The organism is Paraburkholderia sp. C35, from assembly GCF_003121405.1.
Lineage (GTDB): Bacteria > Pseudomonadota > Gammaproteobacteria > Burkholderiales > Burkholderiaceae > Paraburkholderia.
Window position 1 is genome coordinate 177,351 of the sequence record NZ_QBUY01000002.1, and the last position, 20,551, is coordinate 197,901.

A 20,551-nucleotide genomic window follows, 5' to 3' on the forward strand; every position below is an offset into this window, starting at 1 on the left:
TGTAACGTATTGAGAACCCCCTCGGTAAATTGACGTGACCCATCGGACGGATACCTCGTACGCGGTTTTCCTGTTTGGTCCATTTCGCCTCGTGCCGGCGCAGCATCTGCTGCTCAACGGCGATGTACGCGTGCCGTTGGACAGCCGCACCTTCGAGATATTGATAGCGCTGGTCGAACACGCGGGCGAGCCACTGACGTGGCAGGCTCTGATGAGCCGCGCGTGGCCCGAAACGCCCGTTGATGAGGCCAACCTGAAAGTGCAGATGGCGACGCTACGCAGGGTGCTTGATGAAGGCGAGGACGGTCAGCGCTATATCGCCACCATCGGCGAAAAGGGCTATCAGTTCGTGGCGCCGCTGGAACGCAGGGCGCTTCCGATAGAGGAGACGTCGGCAGAGCATTCGGTACATGTTGCGCATAACATTCCCGCGGCACTGGCGCGTCCTATCGGGCGGTCGGCCACCACGCGCGCGCTGACGGAGCAGATGGCGCGGGTTCGACTATTGACGGTGACAGGCCCCGGCGGCATCGGCAAGACGACCGTTGCACTGGATGTGGCTCGCGCGATGGTGGAAGCGGCAAGGCACGACGTCTGGTTCGTCGATCTGTCCACGCTTTCCAATGCAGATGTCGTTCCTCAAGCGGTGGCCAATGCAGTCGGACTCGCCGCGCAGCACCACATCACTTCGGCACTGGCGACTTACTTTCGCTTCAGGAATCGCCCGCAACTGGTCGTACTGGATAACTGCGACCATGTCAGCAAAGGAGCCGCCGCGACAGCGCAACGCCTGCTTGCGATGAGCCCACGCATGCAGGTGCTGGCGACCAATCGCAAGCCCTTGCAAAACGCCGGCGAGCATCTGTATCGACTGCAGCCGCTCGACAGTGCGGTGAAATCGGCCAACCTGACGGCGCAACAGGCGCTGCAGTATCCCGCCATCAAGCTGTTCGTCGAACGAGCCAGCGCGACCCGCAAAAACTTTCAGCTTACTGACGAAAGCGCCCCCGTGATAGCGGACATCTGCCAACGTGTGGGCGGCATTGCGCTCGCGATTGAACTTGTTGCGACGCACGTTGGTACGTGCGGTGTTCATGACTTGCAACGCCTGCTCGATGATCGGATGCGTCCGCTGAATTCGGATCGCCGTGGCACACGGAGTCATCACCGGACGATGTCGGTGTTGCTGGACTGGAGCCACCAGTTGCTGACGGAGGTCGAGCGTATCGTGCTACGCCGTCTTGGCATATTCGCTGGTGTGTTCGTACTCGATGCAGTCGTCGCGATCGTGGCCGACGAGGAAATGCAGACAGCCGGCGTGGTCGAAGCGATGAAGACGCTGGTCGCGAAGTCGATGGTTTCTGCCGAAGCCGTTGGTGCGATCACGCGCTATCGCCTGCTCGATACGACTCGCGACTACGCGCGTCGCAAGCTTGCTGATGCGGACGAAGCCGCTCTGCTGGCGCATCGCCATGCCGCGCATTTTTGTGGCATGTACACGCAGGCAGAGGATCAATGGAACGAGCCGCCCGATGCCGCGTGGCTGGAGAATCACGTTCGTGCAATCGACGATGTGCGAATCGCATTGAACTGGGCTTTCTCGGCAGAGGGAGAGGCTGCGCTTGCCGTCAGGTTGACCGTGTCCGCCATTCCTGCGTGGCTTCATCTGTCGTCGCTGGAGGAATGCAGGAATCGCGTCGAGCAGGCGCTCAGCAGAACCGACGCCAGTTCTCCCGCGCAAGACCGTGATCGCATGAAGCTCTACGAGGCGCTGGCGGCATCGACGCTCTATACGTGCGGCATGGTGCCCACCGTCGAGAGCGCCTGGAAAAGCGCGCTCGATATTGCCGAAGCACTCGGCGACAAAGAGTACTATCTGCGCGCGCTGTTCGTCGCATGCTGCGGTTTGGTGTATGCGGGAGAACTGCCCGTTATCGATGAGTTTTTGCAGAAGTTCCGTCTGGTGGCCAGTTCAATTGGCAATGCCGTCGCCATTTCCGATGGCGACCGGCTGACTGCTTATACGCTGCATCGTATCGGCAAGCAGGTGGAGGCCAGGCAGTGCCTCGAACGCATGCTCGCGAGGGACGTGGCGGCCCGTCAGCGTTCGCAGCTTTCCCATTTCCATGTCGACTGGCGAAACGCCGCGCGCACGATTCTGACCAACGTGCTTTGGCTTCAGGGATTTCCGGAACAGGCTTTAAAAACAGCACAAAGTGCAAGAGAAGACGCGCAGGCCATTGGTCATGGTTTGACCTTGGGCTATGTGCTGGTGCTTGCATCGGTTCCGCTGGCGTTCTATCTGGGCGATCTGCACGCTGCCGAGGAAGCGCTCGAAGTGTTGCAGGCACATCTGGCGCGGCGCGGCCTCGTCATTTACGACCCGATGGCGCGCTGTCTGCAAGGTGCGCTGCTGATTCAGCGTAAAGATCCATCCGGTTTGCTGATCATGTCCGACGCGCTGGATCAGCACAGAAGAGAGCATTTCATCATTCGTTATCCGATGTACATGGGCATGTTTGCTCAAGGGCTGCTTTCGTTTGACCGACATGCAGAAGCCCGTGCGGCAATCGATGAAGCGCTGGTGTGGTCGGATGCGCACGATGAGCGCTGGTGCATGCCGGAACTGTTGCGGATCAAGGGCGACATTGTGCAGGCAATGGATGTACGTGGAGAGCCGGAGCCGTCCGAATCGTACTATCGCCGCGCAATGGAGATGGCGCGTGAGCAGAACGCATTATCGTGGGAGTTGCGTGCGGCAACGAGTCTTGCACGTTGTCTCGCCGAAGCTCGACAAATGGATCGTGCCCGTGCATTACTCGCGTCTGTCTATGACAGGTTCACTGAAGGCTTCGATACGCCTGATTTGCGAGCCGCGCGCGTGTTGCTCGATAGTTTTGGCAACACGATCGAGGCCTAAGTTGGTTCAAAACGGCAGGCTCATTCGTTAGTGATAAGAGAGCGCTATACGCCGACTAAAACCCGTGCGTTGGAGAAAGAATCGACGAGTTGTTCACGCTAGCATGTCCCCTACTTTAACGAGGAAAACAAGGGGATATCGTGACTACTCTTTCTGGAAACCGTCCATCGAATCGTCGATATGTGCTTGCAGTCGGCACGGGTGCCGCAGTGGCCGCGATTGCGGCACCTGCTGTCGCGATGGCGGAAGCGACTGTTGGCGCGGGGCGAAAGCGCATGGCGTCGACTTCCCACAGTACGTCCGGCGAACGCTTTACAGCAGACTCGGTTATTGCAAAAGACGGAACGCGGATCTTTTTCAAGGACTGGGGTAGCGGCAAGCCGGTGGTCCTTTCACATGGTTGGCCGCTCGATGCAGACGCATGGGACTCGCAGATGCTATTTCTCGTGCAGAATGGCTATCGCGTGATTGCGCATGATCGCCGGGGTCATGGCCGTTCCGGTCAGTCGTCGTCGGGTAACGACGTCGATACCTACGCAGACGACCTCGCCGCCGTGATCAACGCACTCGATCTCAAGGACGCGACACTCGTGGGCCATTCAATGGGTGGCGGAGAAGTTGCCCGCTATATCGGCCGGCACGGGTCGTCTCGCGTGTCCAAAGCCGTGCTGATCAGTGCCGTTGTGCCGCTGATGCTCAAGACCGCAAATAATCCAGACGGTCTGCCCGAATCTGCATTCGATGGGATTCGCTCGAATCTCACGAGCAACCGCTCCGTGTTTTACAAGAATCTCGCCATGGCGTTCTATGGGTTCAATCGTCCGAATGCGAAGGTCGAACAAGGCGTCATAGAAGAGTTCTGGCGCGAGGGCATGGCCGGTTCGATTCTCGCGCAGTATCAATGCGTGAAGCAGTTCGAAGTCGACTACACCGAAGACCTGAAGAAGATCACGGTCCCAACGCTGATTCTTCATGGCGACGATGATCAACTCGTACCTGTCGATATTTCGGGGAAGATGTCGGCGAAGATCATCAGGAACGCGACACTCAAGGTCTATCCGGGCGCGCCACACGGCATGTGCACAACGGCGGCGGATAAGGTCAATGCGGATCTGCTGGAGTTCCTTCGCACCTGAAGGCTGTGGCAAATGCGGACCTCCCGCGCTTCGTCTTAAAAGACCACTTACAATCAAATGGAGTCTACTGGCGGAATCAACACTTCAGGTCATTCACTCTCATGGCGACGCCCCGCTCCAGTTCGAAGAAAGTCGTCTACATTGCGCTGATCGGCGACATTCTGATCGTCTGCACGAAGATCGCAGCGGCAATCGTGACGGGTAGCGCCGCCATGTTGAGCGAAGCCGTGCACTCGATTGTCGACTCCGCCAACGAAGCGCTGCTGCTCTACGGTTATAGCGAGTCCGAACGTCGGCCTGATACGGTTCACCCACTCGGCTACGGGCGCGAGCTCTACTTCTGGAGCTTCATTGTTTCGCTCATGCTGTTCGGCTTTGGCGCCGGCGTTTCGCTTTATCAGGGCACGCAGCACCTGCTGTCGCCGCAGCCTATCGAATACGCATTCGTCAGCTATATCGTGCTGGCGTTTTCGTTCGTGTTCGAAGGCGTATCGTGGTTCACGGCGTTTCGTCGCTTGAGAGACACGCGTGGCAGACACGGCTACTGGGAGGCGATTCACAAGAGCAAAGATCCGCCGTCGTTCATGGTGCTTTTAGAAGACAGCGCCGCGCTGATCAGTATCGTCGTGGCCGTGACGGGCATTTTCCTGTCGCATACCTACCATATCTATGTAATGGATGGGGTGGCATCCATCGTGATCGGATTGGTGCTTGCCGCCGTGGCGGCGATCATTGCAAACGAGAGCAAGAGCCTGTTGATCGGCGAGGGTGCGTCGCCCGTGCTGGTGACGTCGATACTGGACCTGACCGTCAAGGAACCGGGCGTCGTAAGTGCGAACGGGGTGTTCACCGTGCACCTTTCCCCTGATCAGGTGCTCGTCGCGCTAAGCGTCGAGTTCGACGACGAGATGCGCACGCCGCAACTCGAGCGATGTGTCGTGGAGATCGAGTCGCGTATTCGTGCGGCGCACCCGGAAGTGGTTATCCTGTTCGTCAAACCGCAGACGAAACATCGGTATCAGGAGTGGAAGGCTGCGCGCTACGGCGCAGGCACGTTGCACGAGAAGTAGCGGTCTGCACAGTTTGGTATCTACACGCGCCGGGCGGCAACGAGCAATGCCGCCAGGAGATTTTCCGTATCGTGCTCTCCGTCATAGCGCTGACCATTGATGAAAAGCGTGGGCGTGCCCTGCACACCACTCTCGAGGCCACTGCTGAAGTCACGCTTGATGCGCTCATCGTAATCGCCATCGAACGCTGCGTGCACACGTTGAAGCGGAATATCGAGTTGCGACGCGTATTTCGCCAGTGCACTGCCATCCAGTGAGGTCTGGTTTTCGAACAGCGTGTCGTGCGCTTCCCAGAACTTCCCCGCGCTATCGGCCGCCTCTGCGAACTCGGCGGCATGAAGCGCGTGTGCATGCAGATTCGTCAATGGGAATTGACGGAACGCGAAGCGCAGGTCTGCCTGCAGCGCTTTTTGAACCTCTTTGATGATTCCGTACATCGTGCCGCAATACGGACATTGAAAATCGCCATATTCGACGAGCGTCACGGCCGCGTAAGGGTTGCCCTGGATTCGATCGATTGTTTCTATCGGCGGAGAAAGAAGGTGCATGGCACGTCCAGATTCAGAGGGAAAAATGAGGTGCATCGGATAGTCCCGACGTCATATTTGAATCTAAGCACATGCCGAATCAGGGCGGCCGTGAGGCGTGGTCCTCCAATTTTTTCCGTGCGATTTGGAAAGACACTCGACCGACGAATGCTTATCGTCAGCCTGTGGTTTGCATTGCGTTTGGCTTTCAGTGATGTGCCGTTACGGAGGCAACTGAGGTGTTCACAACCGACATGCAGATTGAAGGCTTCGATCAGGAACTCTTTGCCGCTATCAAGGCCGAGCAGAGACGCCAGGAAGATCACATCGAACTGATCGCTTCCGAAAACTACGCGAGTCCCAGAGTCATGGAAGCACACGCGTCAGTGCTAACCAACAAGTATGCCGAGGGCTATCCGGGCAAGCGTTATTACGGCGGCTGCGAGAATGCCGACCTGATCGAGCAACTGGCAATCGACCGGACAAAGCGCCTGTTTGGCGCAGATTGGGCGAATGTTCAGCCACATTCCGGATCGCAAGCGAATGAAGCGGTGTACCTCGCGCTGCTTGAGCCAGGTGATCCGATCCTGGGTATGAGTCTCAAGGATGGCGGCCATCTGACGCACGGCGCGAAGGTCAGTTCTTCCGGCAAACTCTATTCGGCCGTCCAGTACGGCGTCGACCCGGAAGGACTGATCGACTATGACAGCGTGGAACGGCTGGCGCTGGATCACAAACCCAAGGTAGTGGTAGCCGGATTCTCTGCCTATTCCCGGTTTCTCGATTTCAAGCGGTTCAGGGAGATCGCGGACAAGGTGGGGGCATATCTGTTGGTCGATATGGCACATGTCGCGGGTCTGGTCGCGACAGGGCACTATCCGAACCCCATCGCGTTTGCCGACGTTGTCACGACGACGACACACAAAACACTGCGCGGCCCGCGCGGCGGCATCATCATGGGTCGCGCCAATCCGGACATCGAGAAGAAAATCGCCTCGGCTGTTTTCCCCGGCACGCAGGGCGGTCCACTGATGCACGTGATCGCCGCCAAGGCGGTAGCGCTTCTTGAAGCACTGCAACCGCAATTCGCCGAATATCAGACACAAGTGCTGAGAAACGCACGCGCGATGGCGCTGGTCTTCGAAAGAAGAGGGTACCAGGTGGTCTCGGGCGGAACAGATAACCATCTGTTTCTCGTCAGCCTGATTGCAAAAGGACTAACGGGAAAGGCCGCGGACGCAGCGCTAGGCGCAGCGCACATTACGGTGAACAAGAATGCGGTTCCTGACGATCCACAATCCCCATTCGTGACTAGCGGAATCCGGATCGGCACGTCGGCGATTACAACGCGAGGGTTCACCGAACTCGAATCTGGAGAACTGGCTAGCTGGATGTGCGACGTGCTGGACGACATTGAAAACCCTGCCGTCGTGGAATCAGTCCGGGACAAGGTAGCGCGCGTGTGCTCGCGCTTTCCCGTCTATGCAGCGGGCAAGCGGCGCCCCAGTAATGGCGACGTACGGCCGGTGCTTTCCGCGGACTAGCCTGATAGATCGGTTTCTGTACGGAATGCCTTGTCACAGGAGAACTGGAATGACTAGTCCGATATCGAATGTCGCTATTCCCGTCACACATCACAGGTACGCAGTTGTCGACGACATCAAACTTTTCTATCGTGAAGCGGGTCCAGCCGACGGCGATACCGTCGTGTTGCTACACGGCTTTCCGACTTCTTCACATATGTTCCGCAACCTCATTCCTGCACTCGCAGACCGCTATCGTGTGATCGCGCCGGACTACCCGGGGTTCGGGCAAAGCGATATGCCTTCCCGGTCCGGCTTTGCCTATACATTCGACCGCATTGCGTCGCTGGTGGACGGTCTTCTTGAGCAATTGGGCGCCACCCGATATGCGTTGTACGTGATGGACTACGGTGCGCCCGTCGGATGGCGCATTGCATTGAAACATCCTGAACGTGTCGCGGGCTTTATCGTGCAGAACGGCAATGCCTATGATGAAGGTTTGAAGGCATTCTGGGATCCGATCAAGCAATACTGGAACGACGAATCCGATGCGAGCCGTCAGGCTTTGCTACCGCTACTTACGCTCGATACGACAATTTTCCAGTACACCGACGGCGTAAGCGACCGCACACGTATCGCGCCCGACAACTGGGTGCACGACCAGGCGTTGCTCGACCGGCCGGGTAACAACGACGTTCAACTGGATCTGTTCTTCGACTATCGAACCAATCTCCCTCTGTATCCGACGGTTCAGGCTTACTTCAGGGAGCATCGACCGCCGATGCTGATCGTGTGGGGGAAGAACGATGTCATCTTTCCGGCAGACGGCGCCCATCCCTATAAGCGTGATCTGCCGGATGTCGAGTTCCATCTGTTCGACACCGGGCATTTTGCGCTCGAAGATAAGGCCGACGAGATGGTTCCGCTGATTCGCGATTTCCTGGCGCGGATCTAGCGCAGGTTTCACCCATCTGATTCGATTGCATGCGCGCGGCGTGAGCGGATTTCCGGTCACGCCGCGTTTTGCTTTCATGCGGCGCTACGCACAACCCGTACGGGAACTGACTTGTACGAAGGCGTGCCGCTGACCTTATCCATGTAGTCCAGCGGGACGAGCACATTCGCTTCAGGGTAATACGCCCCGACGGAGCCGCGTGCGATCTTGTAGGCGACCACCGTGAAGCGCGCAAGGCTCAGCGTCTTGGTGGTCGGCAGCACGGTTTCCAGATCGACGAGATCGCCGTGTTCGATCTGCCGGTCTGCCATGTCTTCTTCATTCATGAAGACGACATCGCGCCGGCCGAACACGCCGCGATAACGGTCGTCCAGCCCATACACAGTCGTGTTGTACTGGTCGTGGCTGCGTAATGTAGCGAGCATCAGCACATCTTTCGCGGCGAACCTGGGATCTTCGCGCAGCCCCGTAAAGGGGAAGAATTCCGCCTTGCCAGATGCAGTGGTCCAGATGCGTTCCGTGGGCGGAAGCGGCAGACGGAATCCGCCCGGCGTGCGGATGCGCGCATTGAACTGGGCAAAATCGGGAAACACGGCCTCGATACCATCGCGTATCAGGTCGTAGTCGCCGATCATGTCCAGCCATGGAACCATGCTGTCGACGAGGGTTGCGTGTGCCATGCCGGCAACGATTGCGGGTTCGGAACGCAATTGATCGGAAGCAGGCTGGAGCTTGCCGCGCGATGCGTGAACCATCGACATCGAATCTTCGACCGTGATGGATTGCGGGCCGCTCGCCTGCACATCCGTCTCGGTGCGCCCGAGGCAGGGAAAGATAAACGATTCCTTACCCGTCAATAGCTGGGTGCGGTTCAGTTTGGTATTGATGTAGACGGTGAGGTCGAGCTGCTGCATCGCCGGGAAGCATTGTTCCGGGTCCGGCAGCGCAACCGCGAAATTGCCACCGAGACAGAACAGTGCTTTCGAATCGCCAGCGATGATGGACTGCATCGCGCGCACGGCATCGTGTCCGTGATGCTGGGGCGGCACGAAGCCGTAAGTGCGTTCGATACGCTCCAGCATGCCGGCGGAAGGCTTCTCGGTGATGCCAACCGTCCGGTTTCCCTGTACGTTGGAATGTCCACGCAACGGGCAGATGCCTGCGCCTGGCTTGCCGAAGTTTCCCTTTAGCAATAGCAGATTAGCAATCTGCTGCACGTTTTCCGTGCCCTTGTTGTGCTGCGTGATGCCCATGCCGTAGGTAACGATCGTTGCATTCGATTTGACATACGCTCGCGCGATCGACTCCAGCGCGGTGCGGCTGAGTCCCGATGCCGCTTCGATGTCGCTCCAGTCTGTCGCCTGCAGGTCCGCAACGAAGGCGTCGTAACCGTTGGTGTGCGCGTTGATGAAGGCATGGTCGATCACCGTGCCGTCGGCGCTGGCAAACTTGTCCAGAGCGAGGACGGCCTTCATGATGCCTTTCAGCGCTGCCGCGTCGCCGCCGGCTCTGACCTGATAGTACGAAGTGGCAATATCGGTCGAACTGAAGGTCACCATTTCCATGGCGCTTTGCGGATCGGCAAAGCGTTCGAGCGCGCGCTCGCGAAGCGGATTGAAGACGATGATCGGCACGCCACGGCGCGCCATTTCATGGAGCGTGCCCATCATGCGTGGGTGGTTCGTGCCGGGGTTGTGACCCATGGCGATGAGCAGCTCGCACTGCTCGAAATCTTCGAGTGAGACCGTACCTTTTCCGATACCTATGGAAAGCGGCAGGCCGACACTCGTCGCCTCATGACACATGTTCGAGCAATCGGGAAAGTTGTTGGTGCCCAGCGCCCGAGCGAACAGTTGATAGATGAATGCCGCTTCGTTCGAAGCGCGACCCGAGGTGTAAAACTCGGCCATGTTCGGGTCCGGCAGCGCTCTTAGTATCTCGCCGATTCTCGCAAAGGCCGCGTCCCATTCGATCGGCACATAGGTATCGCTCGGCCTGTCGTACACCATCGGATGCGTAAGCCGGCCTTCGTTCTCGAGCTCGTAGTCGGTCCACTGAAGCAGGGATTCGACGGTGTGTGCAGCGAAAAATTCGGGCGGCACGCGCTTCTTCGTCGCTTCCCACGTGACAGCTTTGGCACCGTTTTCACAGAACTGAAATGTCGAACGGTGTTCCTTGTCTGGCCACGCACATCCGGGGCAGTCGAATCCGTCGGGCTGATTGGTGCGGAGCAAAGTGATGGGTGCGACGACTGCATCCATTTGCTCGCGTATTGCCTTGGTCGTCGCGCTCAGCGCACCCCAACCTCCGGCGGGACTGTCGTAGCGCCTGATTCCCGGCACATCGCGTTGTGTTGCCATGAGAACGTCTCCCATTGAGCAGGCCAGACCGGAATCGCAGGTTGTTGACAAGCGATACGCGTTAGCGCGACCCCCTCGATTTTGCACAGGCAGTGTAGCCGGAAAAAATGAACGCTTCTTGCATAAAGCGCTGATCGCTGTTCTTTTCAAACGAAGACGGGCGCCTTTCATTTCCTCCAACGACATGCTGCCGCGGGCGGCGCCTCCCTCGCTGAAGATCGAAGCCGATCGACGATTGCCTCAACTCGCGCCACGCCTCGCCGTTAACCCGGACGATATCCCGCGTGCAATCGAACAGGCATCTCTCATGGTTTTCAAACGACTCTGTGCCGCGCTCGTCGCGGCAATGCTGAACGTAGGCGCCGCATCTGTGTGCGAAGCGCAGTACTCGACCGGCTGGATCGCCAACACGCATGGCACGGCGACGACTCGCGTGGGCAACGTGGCTCGCTCGATGTGGGTCGCATCGGAAGGCGTGATCTATACGGCATCGATGTGGGACGAGGACGAGGGTGGCATCGCGATCTATCAGAACGGCAGGAACTTCGGCTCGATCGGCGGGCATGGCGAGTTCCAGGGCGGCGCGATCACGGGCAATGCGACCTCGCTGTTTGCCGCGCTGCAGTTCAACGCCACGTATGGAAGCGGCAAGGTTGGCCGCTACAACCGGGCAAGCCGGACGCAGGACCTGATGATCACGGTAAGCGACACGACCACCGAGCGGCTCGCGGACGTCGTGACGGGACTTGCGACGTCCGGTTCGCTGCTCTACGCGAGCGATTTCCCCGGCAATCGCGTGCGCGTGTTTACGACCTCGGGTGTCTGGGTGCGCGACATCACCGTGAACGGACCAGGCGCGCTCGCAGTCGATGCGGGCGGCAACATCTGGGTCGCGCAACAGGGCGCGGGCACGGTGCTCCAGTTCAGCCCGAACGGCACACCCGGAAAGACCATCCAGCTGGCCGCAAAGGCGCAACCCTCGTCACTGTACTTTGACGCGATCACCGGACAGCTATGGATCGGCGACCAGGGGCCGGACATGAACATCAAGATCTATGACATCTCTGGTGCACCGTATGCCGCCGGGACGTTCGGTGTTCAGGGCGGATACCTCAATACCGTAACTGGCACGAAGGGACAGGCAGGCGACAGACGATTCACGCGCGTGACGGGCATCGGCAGGGACTCCGCGCGCAACCTCTACGTGCTGAACAACCCGTGGGGCGGATCGTGGGATCTCGGCCGTAACGGCGGCACCGATATTCACGCCTACGATGGCTCAGGCGTGCTGCGCTGGGTGTTGCAGTCGGTGAACTTCGAAGGCAACGCCGCGCCGGATCCGGCCACCGACGGGGCGATCTTCTACGGCGGCATGAACATCTATGCGGGCACCCTGGGAGGCGCCTACGTAGCCAACACAATCGATCCCTTCACCTATCCCGCCGATCCGCGCATCAACCTCGCCGACCACGAACGTGGCGAACATTTCGCCCAGGTCGCGAGCGTCAACGGACACCGGATTCTCGTCGCGGCGAGCCAGAATCCCGACACCTTCTACTTTTTCCACTTCAATCGGACGAGCGGATACATTGCCATTCCCGATAGCACGCTGCCGGGAACGTCGTTCGGTACGGTCGCAAAAGTCCGCAACGGCTTTTGCCTCGACAGCAAGGGTGACATCTGGGCGGGCCTCGACAAGACCGGCGTGATTTCGCACTATCCGCTGATCGGTTTCGATGCGAACAGCAAGCCGTCGTGGGGCGCGCCCGTCACGTCGCCGATTCCGTCGACGATCGCACAACTCACGCGCATCCTGTACCTGCCCGAGAGCGACACGATGATCCTCACGGGGATCACGGGCAGCACCGACTGGACGGCAGTCGGATCGCGTGTGGAGGTCTATCACGGTTGGCTGGCGGGGAACCGGTCCACGCCGAACCCGGTGATCAACCTCACCAGCGTCAATCCCAAATCGGTTGCGGCCGCAGGGAATTATCTTTTTGTCGGCTACGTGCACACCGTGCCGAATATCGACGCGTTCAATCTCACAACAGGGAAGCTGGATATCACGTTCGCCAACAGCAATCCGAACGCCGTCGATGTGGGCAACGATGTGGATTCGATGTATGGACTGCGGGCGTACCGGCGTTCGAACGGCGAGTACGAAATCACGAAAGACAACTACAACGATGCGAGCATTGTGTTGTATCGCTGGACGCCGTCTGTGTCGGGTGGAGCGGGCGCGAGTGCCGCGAAGGCGATGACGATATCGCCATTCGGGGTGAACTGACGATGCAGGTGGCCGCGACCCTTTGATTCTCCAGACGATGCTGGAACATTCGATTCTATTCGCTTTCTAACGTACCGCAAGCGTTCCGTTGTATCGAACCCAACATCCGTTTTTGCGACGAGCAGAGTTGCGCCGGATGTGCAACGATGGACACGCAGCTTGCACCTGTCTGAACACTCTGGAAAACGCATCGGGGAGGGTAGATGAGAGAAGACACCGAGACGCTATTCGTGGCCTCTGAAGACATCGCAGCAGCGTTGAATCTGCTGGAGAGTATCGAGGTCGAAGTCGGGTTCGATTGCGATGATCCGGAAAGCGTGGAGCAGGCTATTCTCGCCGTCGAGGAGGCGATCAATACCCGTCTGAGTGGGTATCGCGGGGATGCGCGGATCGAGTCGGCTATCCTGCGCGTCAAACTGGATTTCCGCTGCGCGATCCTCGAACAGGCCGCGTCCGAAGACGAAGACGGTGAGGCGGTCAGCAGCCTCTGTACCCTGCATTGATTCCTTCGAGTCCCCACCTGACTGCCAGTCGGGGTGGGGGCTGTCTCCCGGGCGGCACGCAACGCGTGTGACTGTCCTCTCCTGAAGCACTCCACGGTTCAACTCGACTTCAAGATCAGGCGTTGACGCGAACGCTTTACGGTCTCGTCGCATTCAGCCGCAATCGTTAGTCTTGCGCGTGTTAAACGACACGTTCGACGACGCCGCCAGCGAGCCGCGTGTTCAACCTTGTCGTCAATTTGCCACCGGTCTGTTCCTACGCTGATGGACCCGATCGCTCCGCGAAAGTCGAGGCGACCAGCAGGCGCAACACCGATTGATTTCCAGCACATCACTCGTGGCGTTCTCGCAGACGGATTTCGCCGAAGACCTCAAAGGCGCCACGATCCCGGTGCTGGTGATGCCCGTGCCTTTTCAGTCAGGCCGACCGTAAGCGCTTGCGCGGCTTCACCAGTCTTTCCACTGCTGCCTCGGTGACTTCCTTGAATAACGCGACGTCGGCATAGGCCCGCGCAGCAAGCATGGCGCCGTAGACCACCGACACGAGCGTCGCCGCCGCAGCATGAACCGACGAATCCAGTTTGATCAGGCCGTCCTTCACGCCCGACTCGAGCACCTGCTCCAGCCACGAAGTCACGCTGTCGAAGAACGCTTTGACGCCCTGCGCCACTTCTTCCGGCAGCGAAGGTAGCTCGGCTCCGAGCATGCCTGCTACGCAAAACGGAGCCGTGTCATCGGCGATGCAGCGCTCCCAATGGCCAACGTATGCACGCAACTTCTCGATGGCGTCGGCGCCGTTCGCCTCCAGTGACGTCACATCGGCTTCAAATGCTTCCCGCCATTCGTTCAACACGGCGATCACGAGATCTGTCTTGGCGGGGAAATGGTGATGAATGCTTGCCTTGCGAATGTCGATTGCATCGGCGATGTCGGCGTAGCTAAAGCCGTTGTAGCCACGCCGCATGATGAGCTGCCGTCCAGCCGCGATGATCCTGTCGGCGGTGAGCTCTCCACTGGTTGTCATTTTGCCTACCATCTAGTCGGATGAATGTCCACTAGCTTATGCGAGATGGCCAGCAATTGCCAGTTTCAAAAACTGTGTTGAATCACATTCATCCTACTAGTAGGATGGCTACATCGAACAGGCGATGTGCTGTCGAGTTCTCAGTCAACCCTTCATCTGGAGCATCAAAATGAAACTTTCCTCATACGTAACCCGCATCGCAGCCGCTGTTGCCCTTTCCGCCGCCGCTATCGGTTCACAGGCCGCCACGGCTGCCACGGCTGCGCCGGTCAGGAACATCGTCCTTGTGCACGGCTATTTCGCCGATGGTTCGGGCTGGCAGGCAGTGTCGAAAATCCTCACCCGAGACGGCTACAAGGTGTCCGTGGTGCAGGAGCCGGAAACCTCATTTGAAGACGATGTGAAGGCGACCACCCGCGTTGTCGATGCACAGGACGGCCCGAGCATCCTCGTCGGCCACAGCTACGGCGGCGCGGTCGTGACCGAGGCCGGGAATGACGACAAGGTGGCGGGCCTCGTGTACGTGGCCGCGTTCCAGCCGGACACGGGCGAATCTCCGCTCGATCTGACCAAGAAGACGCCGCCGGCAACCAAGGCGATCAAGGCCACTGCCGACGGACATCTCTACATCGATCCGGCAAATTTCCATGCCGATTTCGCCGCTGACCTGCCCGTCAACGAAACCCGCTTCATGGCGATTTCTCAGGTCACGCCCGCGGCCCAATCGTTCGGCGTTCCGATCACGCATGCGGCGTGGAGAACGAAGCCGAGCTGGGCGGTTGTCGCTACTGCGGACCGCGCAATCAATCCTGAGCTTGAACGCTTCATGACCCAGCGTGCAGGCAGCAAGACGGTCGAGATCAACTCGAGCCACGTCGCCTACATGTCGCATCCCGCTGAGGTCGCGAAGTTGATCGAGCAAGCCGCCGCGCAGTCGGGCAAGGAATGAGGAAGCGTCACGAACCGCCTGTGGCCACTGGTTGGCTGCGGCGGTTCGCTGCCCGCCGCGCGCCTCTCAACGCAGTGCACGCAACATGTGCACGTAGCGGACGCACGTTATGAACGTCCGCTCAGTCCGTCATCGACGTACCATCGGCTCAATTGCCGCTAGCCCGATCCCAGGGCGCCACGCCACCGAACGCCTCGACGAGAAAATCGATCATCACGCGCACTCTGGCGCTCAGATGCCGACGGCTCGGGTACATTGCCAGGATGTCGATATCCGGCAGCCGATACTCAGGCAGCACGCGAACGAGCCGCCCCTCGCGGAGATCGTTGCCGATCAGAAAAGTGGGTTGCCAGATTACGCCTTGTCCGGCGAGTGCAGCTGCGCGCGCCGTATCGCCGTTGTTGGTATGCATGTGACAGTCGACCTTCACCGGCTGAAGCTTGCCGCGCGCATCGATCAGTTGCCACTCGTCGCCGGTGGCCGCATACGTGTAGCCAATGCATTGATGCCCGATCAGGTCGGCTGGCGCCATCGGAACGCCGAAACGCGCCAGATAGTCCGGCGACGCACACAGAATGTTTTGCGATGTCGCCAGTTTGCGGGCCGCATGACTGGTCGAACCGGCGCGTGAGATGCGAATGGCGAGATCGTAGCCTTCATCCACGATATCGACGACGCGGTCGATCAGTCCCACGTCGAGCTCGATGCCCGGATACTTCCGCATGAACTCAGGCCACAGCGGCGCCAGATGCAAAACGCCGAAGCTCACGGGCGCATTGATCCGCAGCCGTCCGCGCGGTTCGACCGATGCCGATGACACCAGTCCCTCCGTCTCGGCGACGTCGTCGAGGATCGACTTGCAACGGCCGTAAAGCGTCTCGCCGCCCTCGGTGAGAGACAGCATGCGCGACGAGCGATTCAGCAGCCGCGTGCCGAGATGCGTTTCCAGTTCATTCACATAGCGCGTGACATTGGCGGGCGAGGTGCCGAGCGCGTCCGCAGCGCGCGCGAAGCCACCCCGGCTTACCACCGTCACGAAAACCTCGAAAGCGCGAAGGCGATCCATCGATACCTCGATTCATTCACAAAAACTGAATGATGGAAGCATTTTTTTGGTCTTTCTGCAAGCGAAGCTGAAGCCTATATTGCTGTCAACAGGCCGACGCATAGGGCGGTGGCCAACGAAGGACCTCAGGAGAATGAACATGCAACGCTTGACAGGGAAAGTCGCCATCGTCACGGGTGCCAGCGCTGGAATCGGCCGTGCCACTGCAAAGCTGTTCGCGAAGGAAGGCGCCAAGGTAGTCATCGCAGCGCGGCGCGCGGCAGAACTGGAAACGCTCGCTGCCGAGATCGTCGGCGAGGGCGGCGAAGCCGCCTGGCTCGCGGGTGACGTGCAATCGGAAGACTTCGCGAAGGCGCTGGTCGAACTCGCGGTGAGCCGCTTTGGCCGCCTGGATATCGCCTACAACAACGCCGGCACACTCGGCGAGATGGGTCCGAGCACGGGTATTTCTGAAGCAGGCTGGAACGCCGCGCTATCGACGAATCTGACGAGCGCCTTCCTCGGCGCGAAACACCAGATTCCTGAAATGGTGAAGCACGGCGGCGGCTCGATCATCTTCACGTCGACGTTCGTCGGTTACTCGTTCGCGTTCCCCGGCACCGCGGCCTACGCGGCGAGCAAGGCGGGCCTGATCGGTTTGACGCAGGCACTGGCAGCCGAATATGGCGCACAAGGCGTGCGCGTGAACGCAGTGCTGCCTGGCGCCGTCGACACCGACATGTATCGCGGCATGAACGACAGCGATGAATCGCAGGCGTTCGTCACGGGCCTGCATGCGCTCAAGCGCGTTGCAAAGCCGGAAGAACTTGCCCGCTCGGTGCTGTATCTCGCGTCGGACGATTCGTCGTTCGTGACGGGGACGGCATCACTCGTCGATGGTGGCGCGTCCATTACCCGCACTTGATCTTTTGACGGCGGCATCCGGCGCACACACACATGTCGATGCCGCCAGCTTTATCCCACTTATACAAAGGAATGACTCATGAACCTGAATCTGGAAGGCAAACTCGCATTGGTCAGCGGCAGCACCGCCGGCATTGGCTTCGCTATCGCCCGTACGCTGGCGCAAGAGGGCGCGCGCGTGATCGTGAATGGCCGCTCGCAATCATCCGTGGATGACGTGGTCGCGCAACTGAAAGCCGAGACGGGTAGCGATGTATTGGGATTTGCGGGCGATCTCGGCACCGCCGCAGCGGCCGATGAACTGGCCGCGCGCTATCCGGACGTGGAAATTCTCGTCAACAACCTGGGCATTTTCGAGCCCAAGCCGTTCGAGGACATTCCCGACGCCGACTGGTCGCGTTTCTTCGACGTCAACGTGTTGAGCGGTGTACGCCTCGCCCGCCTGTTTCTGCCTGCAATGAAGCGTGCGAACTGGGGCCGCGTGATTTTCATTTCGAGCGAAAGCGGCGTGCAGATCCCCGCCGAAATGATCCACTACGGCATGACGAAAGCCGCGCAGATTGCCGTGTCGCGCGGGCTCGCCGAAGCGGTTGCCGGCACGGGCATTACGGTGAATAGCGTGTTGCCGGGTCCGACGAAATCGCGTGGCGTAGGCGAGTTCGTGGAAGCACTTGCCAGCGCCGACGGCAAAACGTTTGAAGCGTTCGAGCAGGAGTTCTTCGAGAAGGTCCGTCCCACCTCGCTCATCAAGCGATTTGGTTCGCCGCAGGAAGTTGCGTCGCTGGTGGCCTATATCGCCAGTCCGCTTTCGTCGGCTACGACGGGCGCTGCGTTGCGAGCCGATGGGGGTGTCATCAAGAGCGCGTTCTAAAACCCGGGCGGCCGTTGAGCGGGATTCTCCACAACTATCCCGCTCACGGTCACGTCGCGCCGACCGTAAAACTCAACGCAGCATGAATCGCAGCGATCAGACCGACGCGCGCAGCGTCTTGGCAGCCGCCACCATGTTGTTCAACGCGGGCAGCACTTCCGCCCATTGACGCGTCTTCAGACCGCAATCCGGATTCACCCACAGACGTTCCGCCGGAATACGCTCAGCCGCCTTCTTCATCAGGTTCACGATGTGTTCCTGGCTCGGAATATTCGGCGAGTGAATGTCGTACACGCCCGGCCCGATTTCATTCGGATAGTTGAAGTGATCGAAGGCGTCGAGCAATTCCATATCGGAACGCGAAGTCTCGATCGTGATCACGTCGGCATCCATATCGGCGATCGACGCGATGATGTCGTTGAACTCCGAATAGCACATATGCGTGTGGATCTGCGTGTCGTCCTGCACGCCGTTGGCGGTGATGCGGAACGATTCCACTGCCCAGCGCAGATACTCGGCCCATTGTGCCCGTCGCAGCGGCAGACCTTCACGCAGCGCCGCTTCGTCGATCTGGATCACGCGCACGCCGGCTTTTTCGAGGTCCAGCACTTCTTCGCGGATGGCGAGCGCAAGCTGATAGCACGATACCGAACGCGGCTGGTCATCACGCACGAACGACCAGTTCAGGATCGTGACGGGCCCCGTCAGCATGCCCTTCATCGGCTTCGTCGTTTGCGATTGCGCGTACTGGGTCCACTCGACCGTCATCGCCTTCGGACGGCTGATGTCGCCGAACAGGATAGGCGGCTTCACGCAGCGCGAACCATACGACTGCACCCAGCCGAACTGGCTGAACGCGTAGCCATCGAGTTGCTCGCCGAAGTATTCGACCATGTCGTTGCGTTCCGCTTCGCCGTGCACGAGCACATCGAGACCCAGCGCTTCCTGTTCCTTCACAGCGCGCGTGATTTCCTGCTCCATCGCAGCCTTGTAGCCAGCCTGATCGAGTTCGCCTGCCTTGAACTGGCTGCGAGCGTGGCGAATTTCAGGCGTCTGCGGGAACGAGCCGATGGTGGTGGTCGGGAACGCGGGCAGCTTGAGGATCGCCGACTGCTTTTCCGCGCGCTGTGCGTAGGCGCTTGCACGCTTGCCAAGCGATGCGTCGATTTTGGCGAGCGCCGTCTTTACCTTCGGATTGTTCACACGCGGCGATGCACGGCGGCTCGCGATCGCCTTCGCGTTGGCAGCGAGCGCTTCTGCAACCGATTCACGACCATTGTTCAGCGCACGTGCCAGCACATTTAGTTCGTCGAGCTTTTGCAGCGCGAAGGCGAGCCACGATCTGATCTCGGCATCGAGCTTCTGTTCGCTGTTCAGATCGACGGGCGTGTGCAGCAGCGAGCACGACGGCGCGATCCACAGACGATCACCGAGCGCGCGGTGCAGCGGTTCCAGCCATTCGAGCGCAGCGGTCAGATCCGTCTTCCAGATGTTGCGGCCATTGATTGCGCCGACCGACACCACCGTCGTCGCCGGCAGTTGCGCGACGGCCTTGACGATTTCATCGCGAGCGTTGATCGCATCGATATGCAGACCATCCACGGGCAGCTTGCATGCGAGTTCGAGATTGTCTTGCAGCTGACCGAAGTAGGTCGCGAGCAGCAGCTTCACGCGACGCTCGGACAGCGCTTCGTACGCGGTACGGAATGCCTGGCGCCATGCTGCATCGAGTTCAGTCACGAGCACCGGCTCATCGATCTGCACCCACTCGATGCCCTGCGCCGTGAAGTAATCGAGCAATGCGGCGTACACGGGCAGCAGGCGCGGCAGCAGCGCGAGCTTGTCTGAATCGTCCTTCGCCTTGCCGAGCCACAGATACGAAACCGGTCCAATGATCACCGGCTTGGCCTTCACGCCGAGCGTGCGCGCCTGGTTCAACTGTTCGAGCAGACGCGACGGATCGAGCGAGAAGTTCGTGTTCGCATCGAACTCGGGGACGATGTAGTGATAGTTCGTATCGAACCACTTCGTCATTTCACCGGCTGCGACACCGCCGCAGCAGGCGCTGTGATCGACCTCACCTTGAGCGGAGCGGCCACGCGCGACGCGGAAATAGTTGTCGAGTGCATCGCCGTGAAAGCCGCGCACGCGTTCCGGCAGATTGCCGAGCGTGAAGCTCATGTCGAGCACCTGGTCATAGAACGCGAAATCGCCGACGGGTGCGAAGTCCAGAGCCGCCTGGTCTTTCCAGTGCCGCTCGCGAAGCTGTGCGCCGACCGTCTTCAACTCGTCGCGCGACGACTCGTTCTTCCAGTATTTTTCGAGTGCGAACTTCAGTTCGCGCTTCGCGCCGATGCGCGGAAAACCCAGGTTGTGCGTGGTGACCATGTTTGTGTGCCGTCCAGAAGAAAGTAGCTGGAGGCGATGATAGAATTTTCCTTGTATGAATAAAAA

15 protein-coding genes are annotated in these 20,551 nt (G+C 59.5%); 10 read left to right on the forward strand and 5 right to left on the reverse strand.

The annotated features are described in order from the left end of the window. Positions 1-34: 34 nt before the first annotated feature. The 3 genes from DK391_RS01975 to DK391_RS01985 all read left to right on the forward strand — a co-directional run bounded on the left by DK391_RS01975 (position 35) and on the right by DK391_RS01985 (position 5,126). Positions 35-2,920, forward strand: a complete 2,886-nt coding sequence (locus tag DK391_RS01975; RefSeq protein ID WP_109476296.1) for a winged helix-turn-helix domain-containing protein — start codon at positions 35-37, stop codon at positions 2,918-2,920. Positions 2,921-3,195: 275 nt separating this feature from the next. After that, positions 3,196-4,056, forward strand: a complete 861-nt coding sequence (locus tag DK391_RS01980) for an alpha/beta hydrolase (RefSeq protein ID WP_239482679.1) — start codon at positions 3,196-3,198, stop codon at positions 4,054-4,056. A 101-nt stretch (positions 4,057-4,157) separates the two neighbouring features. Beyond that, positions 4,158-5,126 carry a cation diffusion facilitator family transporter gene (locus DK391_RS01985; RefSeq protein WP_109476297.1) on the forward strand — a complete coding sequence of 323 codons (969 nt, stop codon included), beginning with the start codon at positions 4,158-4,160 and terminating at the stop codon, positions 5,124-5,126. A 20-nt stretch (positions 5,127-5,146) separates the two neighbouring features. Here the strand turns inward: DK391_RS01985 and DK391_RS01990 are convergent, their stop codons facing one another. After that, the gene (locus DK391_RS01990; protein ID WP_109476298.1) at positions 5,147-5,674 is read right to left on the reverse strand and encodes a DsbA family protein; all 528 of its coding nucleotides are present in this window, start codon (positions 5,672-5,674) and stop codon (positions 5,147-5,149) included. A gap of 233 nt (positions 5,675-5,907) precedes the next feature. On the opposite strand from DK391_RS01990, the gene glyA reads away from it, so the two are divergent. After that, a complete protein-coding gene (gene glyA / locus DK391_RS01995) occupies positions 5,908-7,197 on the forward strand; it encodes a serine hydroxymethyltransferase (RefSeq protein WP_239482680.1) in 1,290 nt (429 codons plus the stop codon). Positions 7,198-7,246: 49 nt separating this feature from the next. Next, positions 7,247-8,131: an alpha/beta hydrolase gene (locus tag DK391_RS02000; RefSeq protein WP_239482674.1), complete on the forward strand. Its 885-nt coding sequence runs from the start codon at positions 7,247-7,249 to the stop codon at positions 8,129-8,131. A 74-nt stretch (positions 8,132-8,205) separates the two neighbouring features. Here the strand turns inward: DK391_RS02000 and DK391_RS02005 are convergent, their stop codons facing one another. After that, positions 8,206-10,491, reverse strand: a complete 2,286-nt coding sequence (locus tag DK391_RS02005) for an FdhF/YdeP family oxidoreductase (protein WP_109476301.1) — start codon at positions 10,489-10,491, stop codon at positions 8,206-8,208. 307 nt (positions 10,492-10,798) lie between these two features. On the opposite strand from DK391_RS02005, the gene DK391_RS02010 reads away from it, so the two are divergent. Further along, a complete protein-coding gene (locus tag DK391_RS02010; protein WP_109476385.1) occupies positions 10,799-12,781 on the forward strand; it encodes an SMP-30/gluconolactonase/LRE family protein in 1,983 nt (660 codons plus the stop codon). A 203-nt stretch (positions 12,782-12,984) separates the two neighbouring features. Further along, complete coding sequence (locus DK391_RS02015) at positions 12,985-13,284, forward strand: hypothetical protein (RefSeq protein ID WP_109476302.1); 300 nt, start codon at positions 12,985-12,987, stop codon at positions 13,282-13,284. A 418-nt stretch (positions 13,285-13,702) separates the two neighbouring features. On the opposite strand, the gene DK391_RS02020 is transcribed toward DK391_RS02015, so the two are convergent. Then, positions 13,703-14,308 carry a TetR/AcrR family transcriptional regulator gene (locus DK391_RS02020; RefSeq protein WP_109476386.1) on the reverse strand — a complete coding sequence of 202 codons (606 nt, stop codon included), beginning with the start codon at positions 14,306-14,308 and terminating at the stop codon, positions 13,703-13,705. A 169-nt stretch (positions 14,309-14,477) separates the two neighbouring features. Between DK391_RS02020 and DK391_RS02025 the strand changes: the two genes are divergently transcribed. Then, positions 14,478-15,257, forward strand: coding sequence for an alpha/beta hydrolase (locus DK391_RS02025; RefSeq protein ID WP_109476303.1), 780 nt, complete (start codon positions 14,478-14,480; stop codon positions 15,255-15,257). Positions 15,258-15,405: 148 nt separating this feature from the next. Here DK391_RS02025 and DK391_RS02030 read toward each other — a convergent pair whose 3' ends face one another. Beyond that, complete coding sequence (locus DK391_RS02030; protein ID WP_109476304.1) at positions 15,406-16,323, reverse strand: LysR family transcriptional regulator; 918 nt, start codon at positions 16,321-16,323, stop codon at positions 15,406-15,408. A 139-nt stretch (positions 16,324-16,462) separates the two neighbouring features. On the opposite strand from DK391_RS02030, the gene DK391_RS02035 reads away from it, so the two are divergent. Continuing rightward, a complete protein-coding gene (locus tag DK391_RS02035) occupies positions 16,463-17,227 on the forward strand; it encodes an SDR family oxidoreductase (protein WP_109476305.1) in 765 nt (254 codons plus the stop codon). Positions 17,228-17,305: 78 nt separating this feature from the next. Beyond that, complete coding sequence (locus DK391_RS02040) at positions 17,306-18,097, forward strand: SDR family oxidoreductase (protein ID WP_109476306.1); 792 nt, start codon at positions 17,306-17,308, stop codon at positions 18,095-18,097. Between the two features lie 96 nt (positions 18,098-18,193). On the opposite strand, the gene metE is transcribed toward DK391_RS02040, so the two are convergent. Continuing rightward, entirely contained in the window at positions 18,194-20,485 is a 2,292-nt protein-coding gene (metE, locus tag DK391_RS02045; protein ID WP_109476307.1) for a 5-methyltetrahydropteroyltriglutamate--homocysteine S-methyltransferase, read from the reverse strand. Positions 20,486-20,551 lie beyond the last annotated feature (66 nt).

Excerpts from the sequence above, each read along its gene's own strand:
- DK391_RS02040 (WP_109476306.1), top strand. The coding sequence starts at position 17,306 with ATGAACCTGAATCTGGAAGGCAAACTCGCATTGGTCAGCGGCAGCACC.
- DK391_RS02015 (WP_109476302.1), top strand. The coding sequence starts at position 12,985 with ATGAGAGAAGACACCGAGACGCTATTCGTGGCCTCTGAAGACATCGCA.
- DK391_RS02000 (WP_239482674.1), top strand. The coding sequence starts at position 7,247 with ATGACTAGTCCGATATCGAATGTCGCTATTCCCGTCACACATCACAGG.
- glyA (WP_239482680.1), top strand. The coding sequence starts at position 5,908 with ATGCAGATTGAAGGCTTCGATCAGGAACTCTTTGCCGCTATCAAGGCC.
- DK391_RS02005 (WP_109476301.1), bottom strand. The coding sequence starts at position 10,491 with ATGGCAACACAACGCGATGTGCCGGGAATCAGGCGCTACGACAGTCCC.
- DK391_RS01990 (WP_109476298.1), bottom strand. The coding sequence starts at position 5,674 with ATGCACCTTCTTTCTCCGCCGATAGAAACAATCGATCGAATCCAGGGC.
- DK391_RS01985 (WP_109476297.1), top strand. The coding sequence starts at position 4,158 with ATGGCGACGCCCCGCTCCAGTTCGAAGAAAGTCGTCTACATTGCGCTG.
- metE (WP_109476307.1), bottom strand. The coding sequence starts at position 20,485 with ATGGTCACCACGCACAACCTGGGTTTTCCGCGCATCGGCGCGAAGCGC.
- DK391_RS02025 (WP_109476303.1), top strand. The coding sequence starts at position 14,478 with ATGAAACTTTCCTCATACGTAACCCGCATCGCAGCCGCTGTTGCCCTT.
- DK391_RS02035 (WP_109476305.1), top strand. The coding sequence starts at position 16,463 with ATGCAACGCTTGACAGGGAAAGTCGCCATCGTCACGGGTGCCAGCGCT.
- DK391_RS02030 (WP_109476304.1), bottom strand. The coding sequence starts at position 16,323 with ATGGATCGCCTTCGCGCTTTCGAGGTTTTCGTGACGGTGGTAAGCCGG.
- DK391_RS02020 (WP_109476386.1), bottom strand. The coding sequence starts at position 14,308 with ATGACAACCAGTGGAGAGCTCACCGCCGACAGGATCATCGCGGCTGGA.
- DK391_RS02010 (WP_109476385.1), top strand. The coding sequence starts at position 10,799 with ATGGTTTTCAAACGACTCTGTGCCGCGCTCGTCGCGGCAATGCTGAAC.
- DK391_RS01980 (WP_239482679.1), top strand. The coding sequence starts at position 3,196 with ATGGCGTCGACTTCCCACAGTACGTCCGGCGAACGCTTTACAGCAGAC.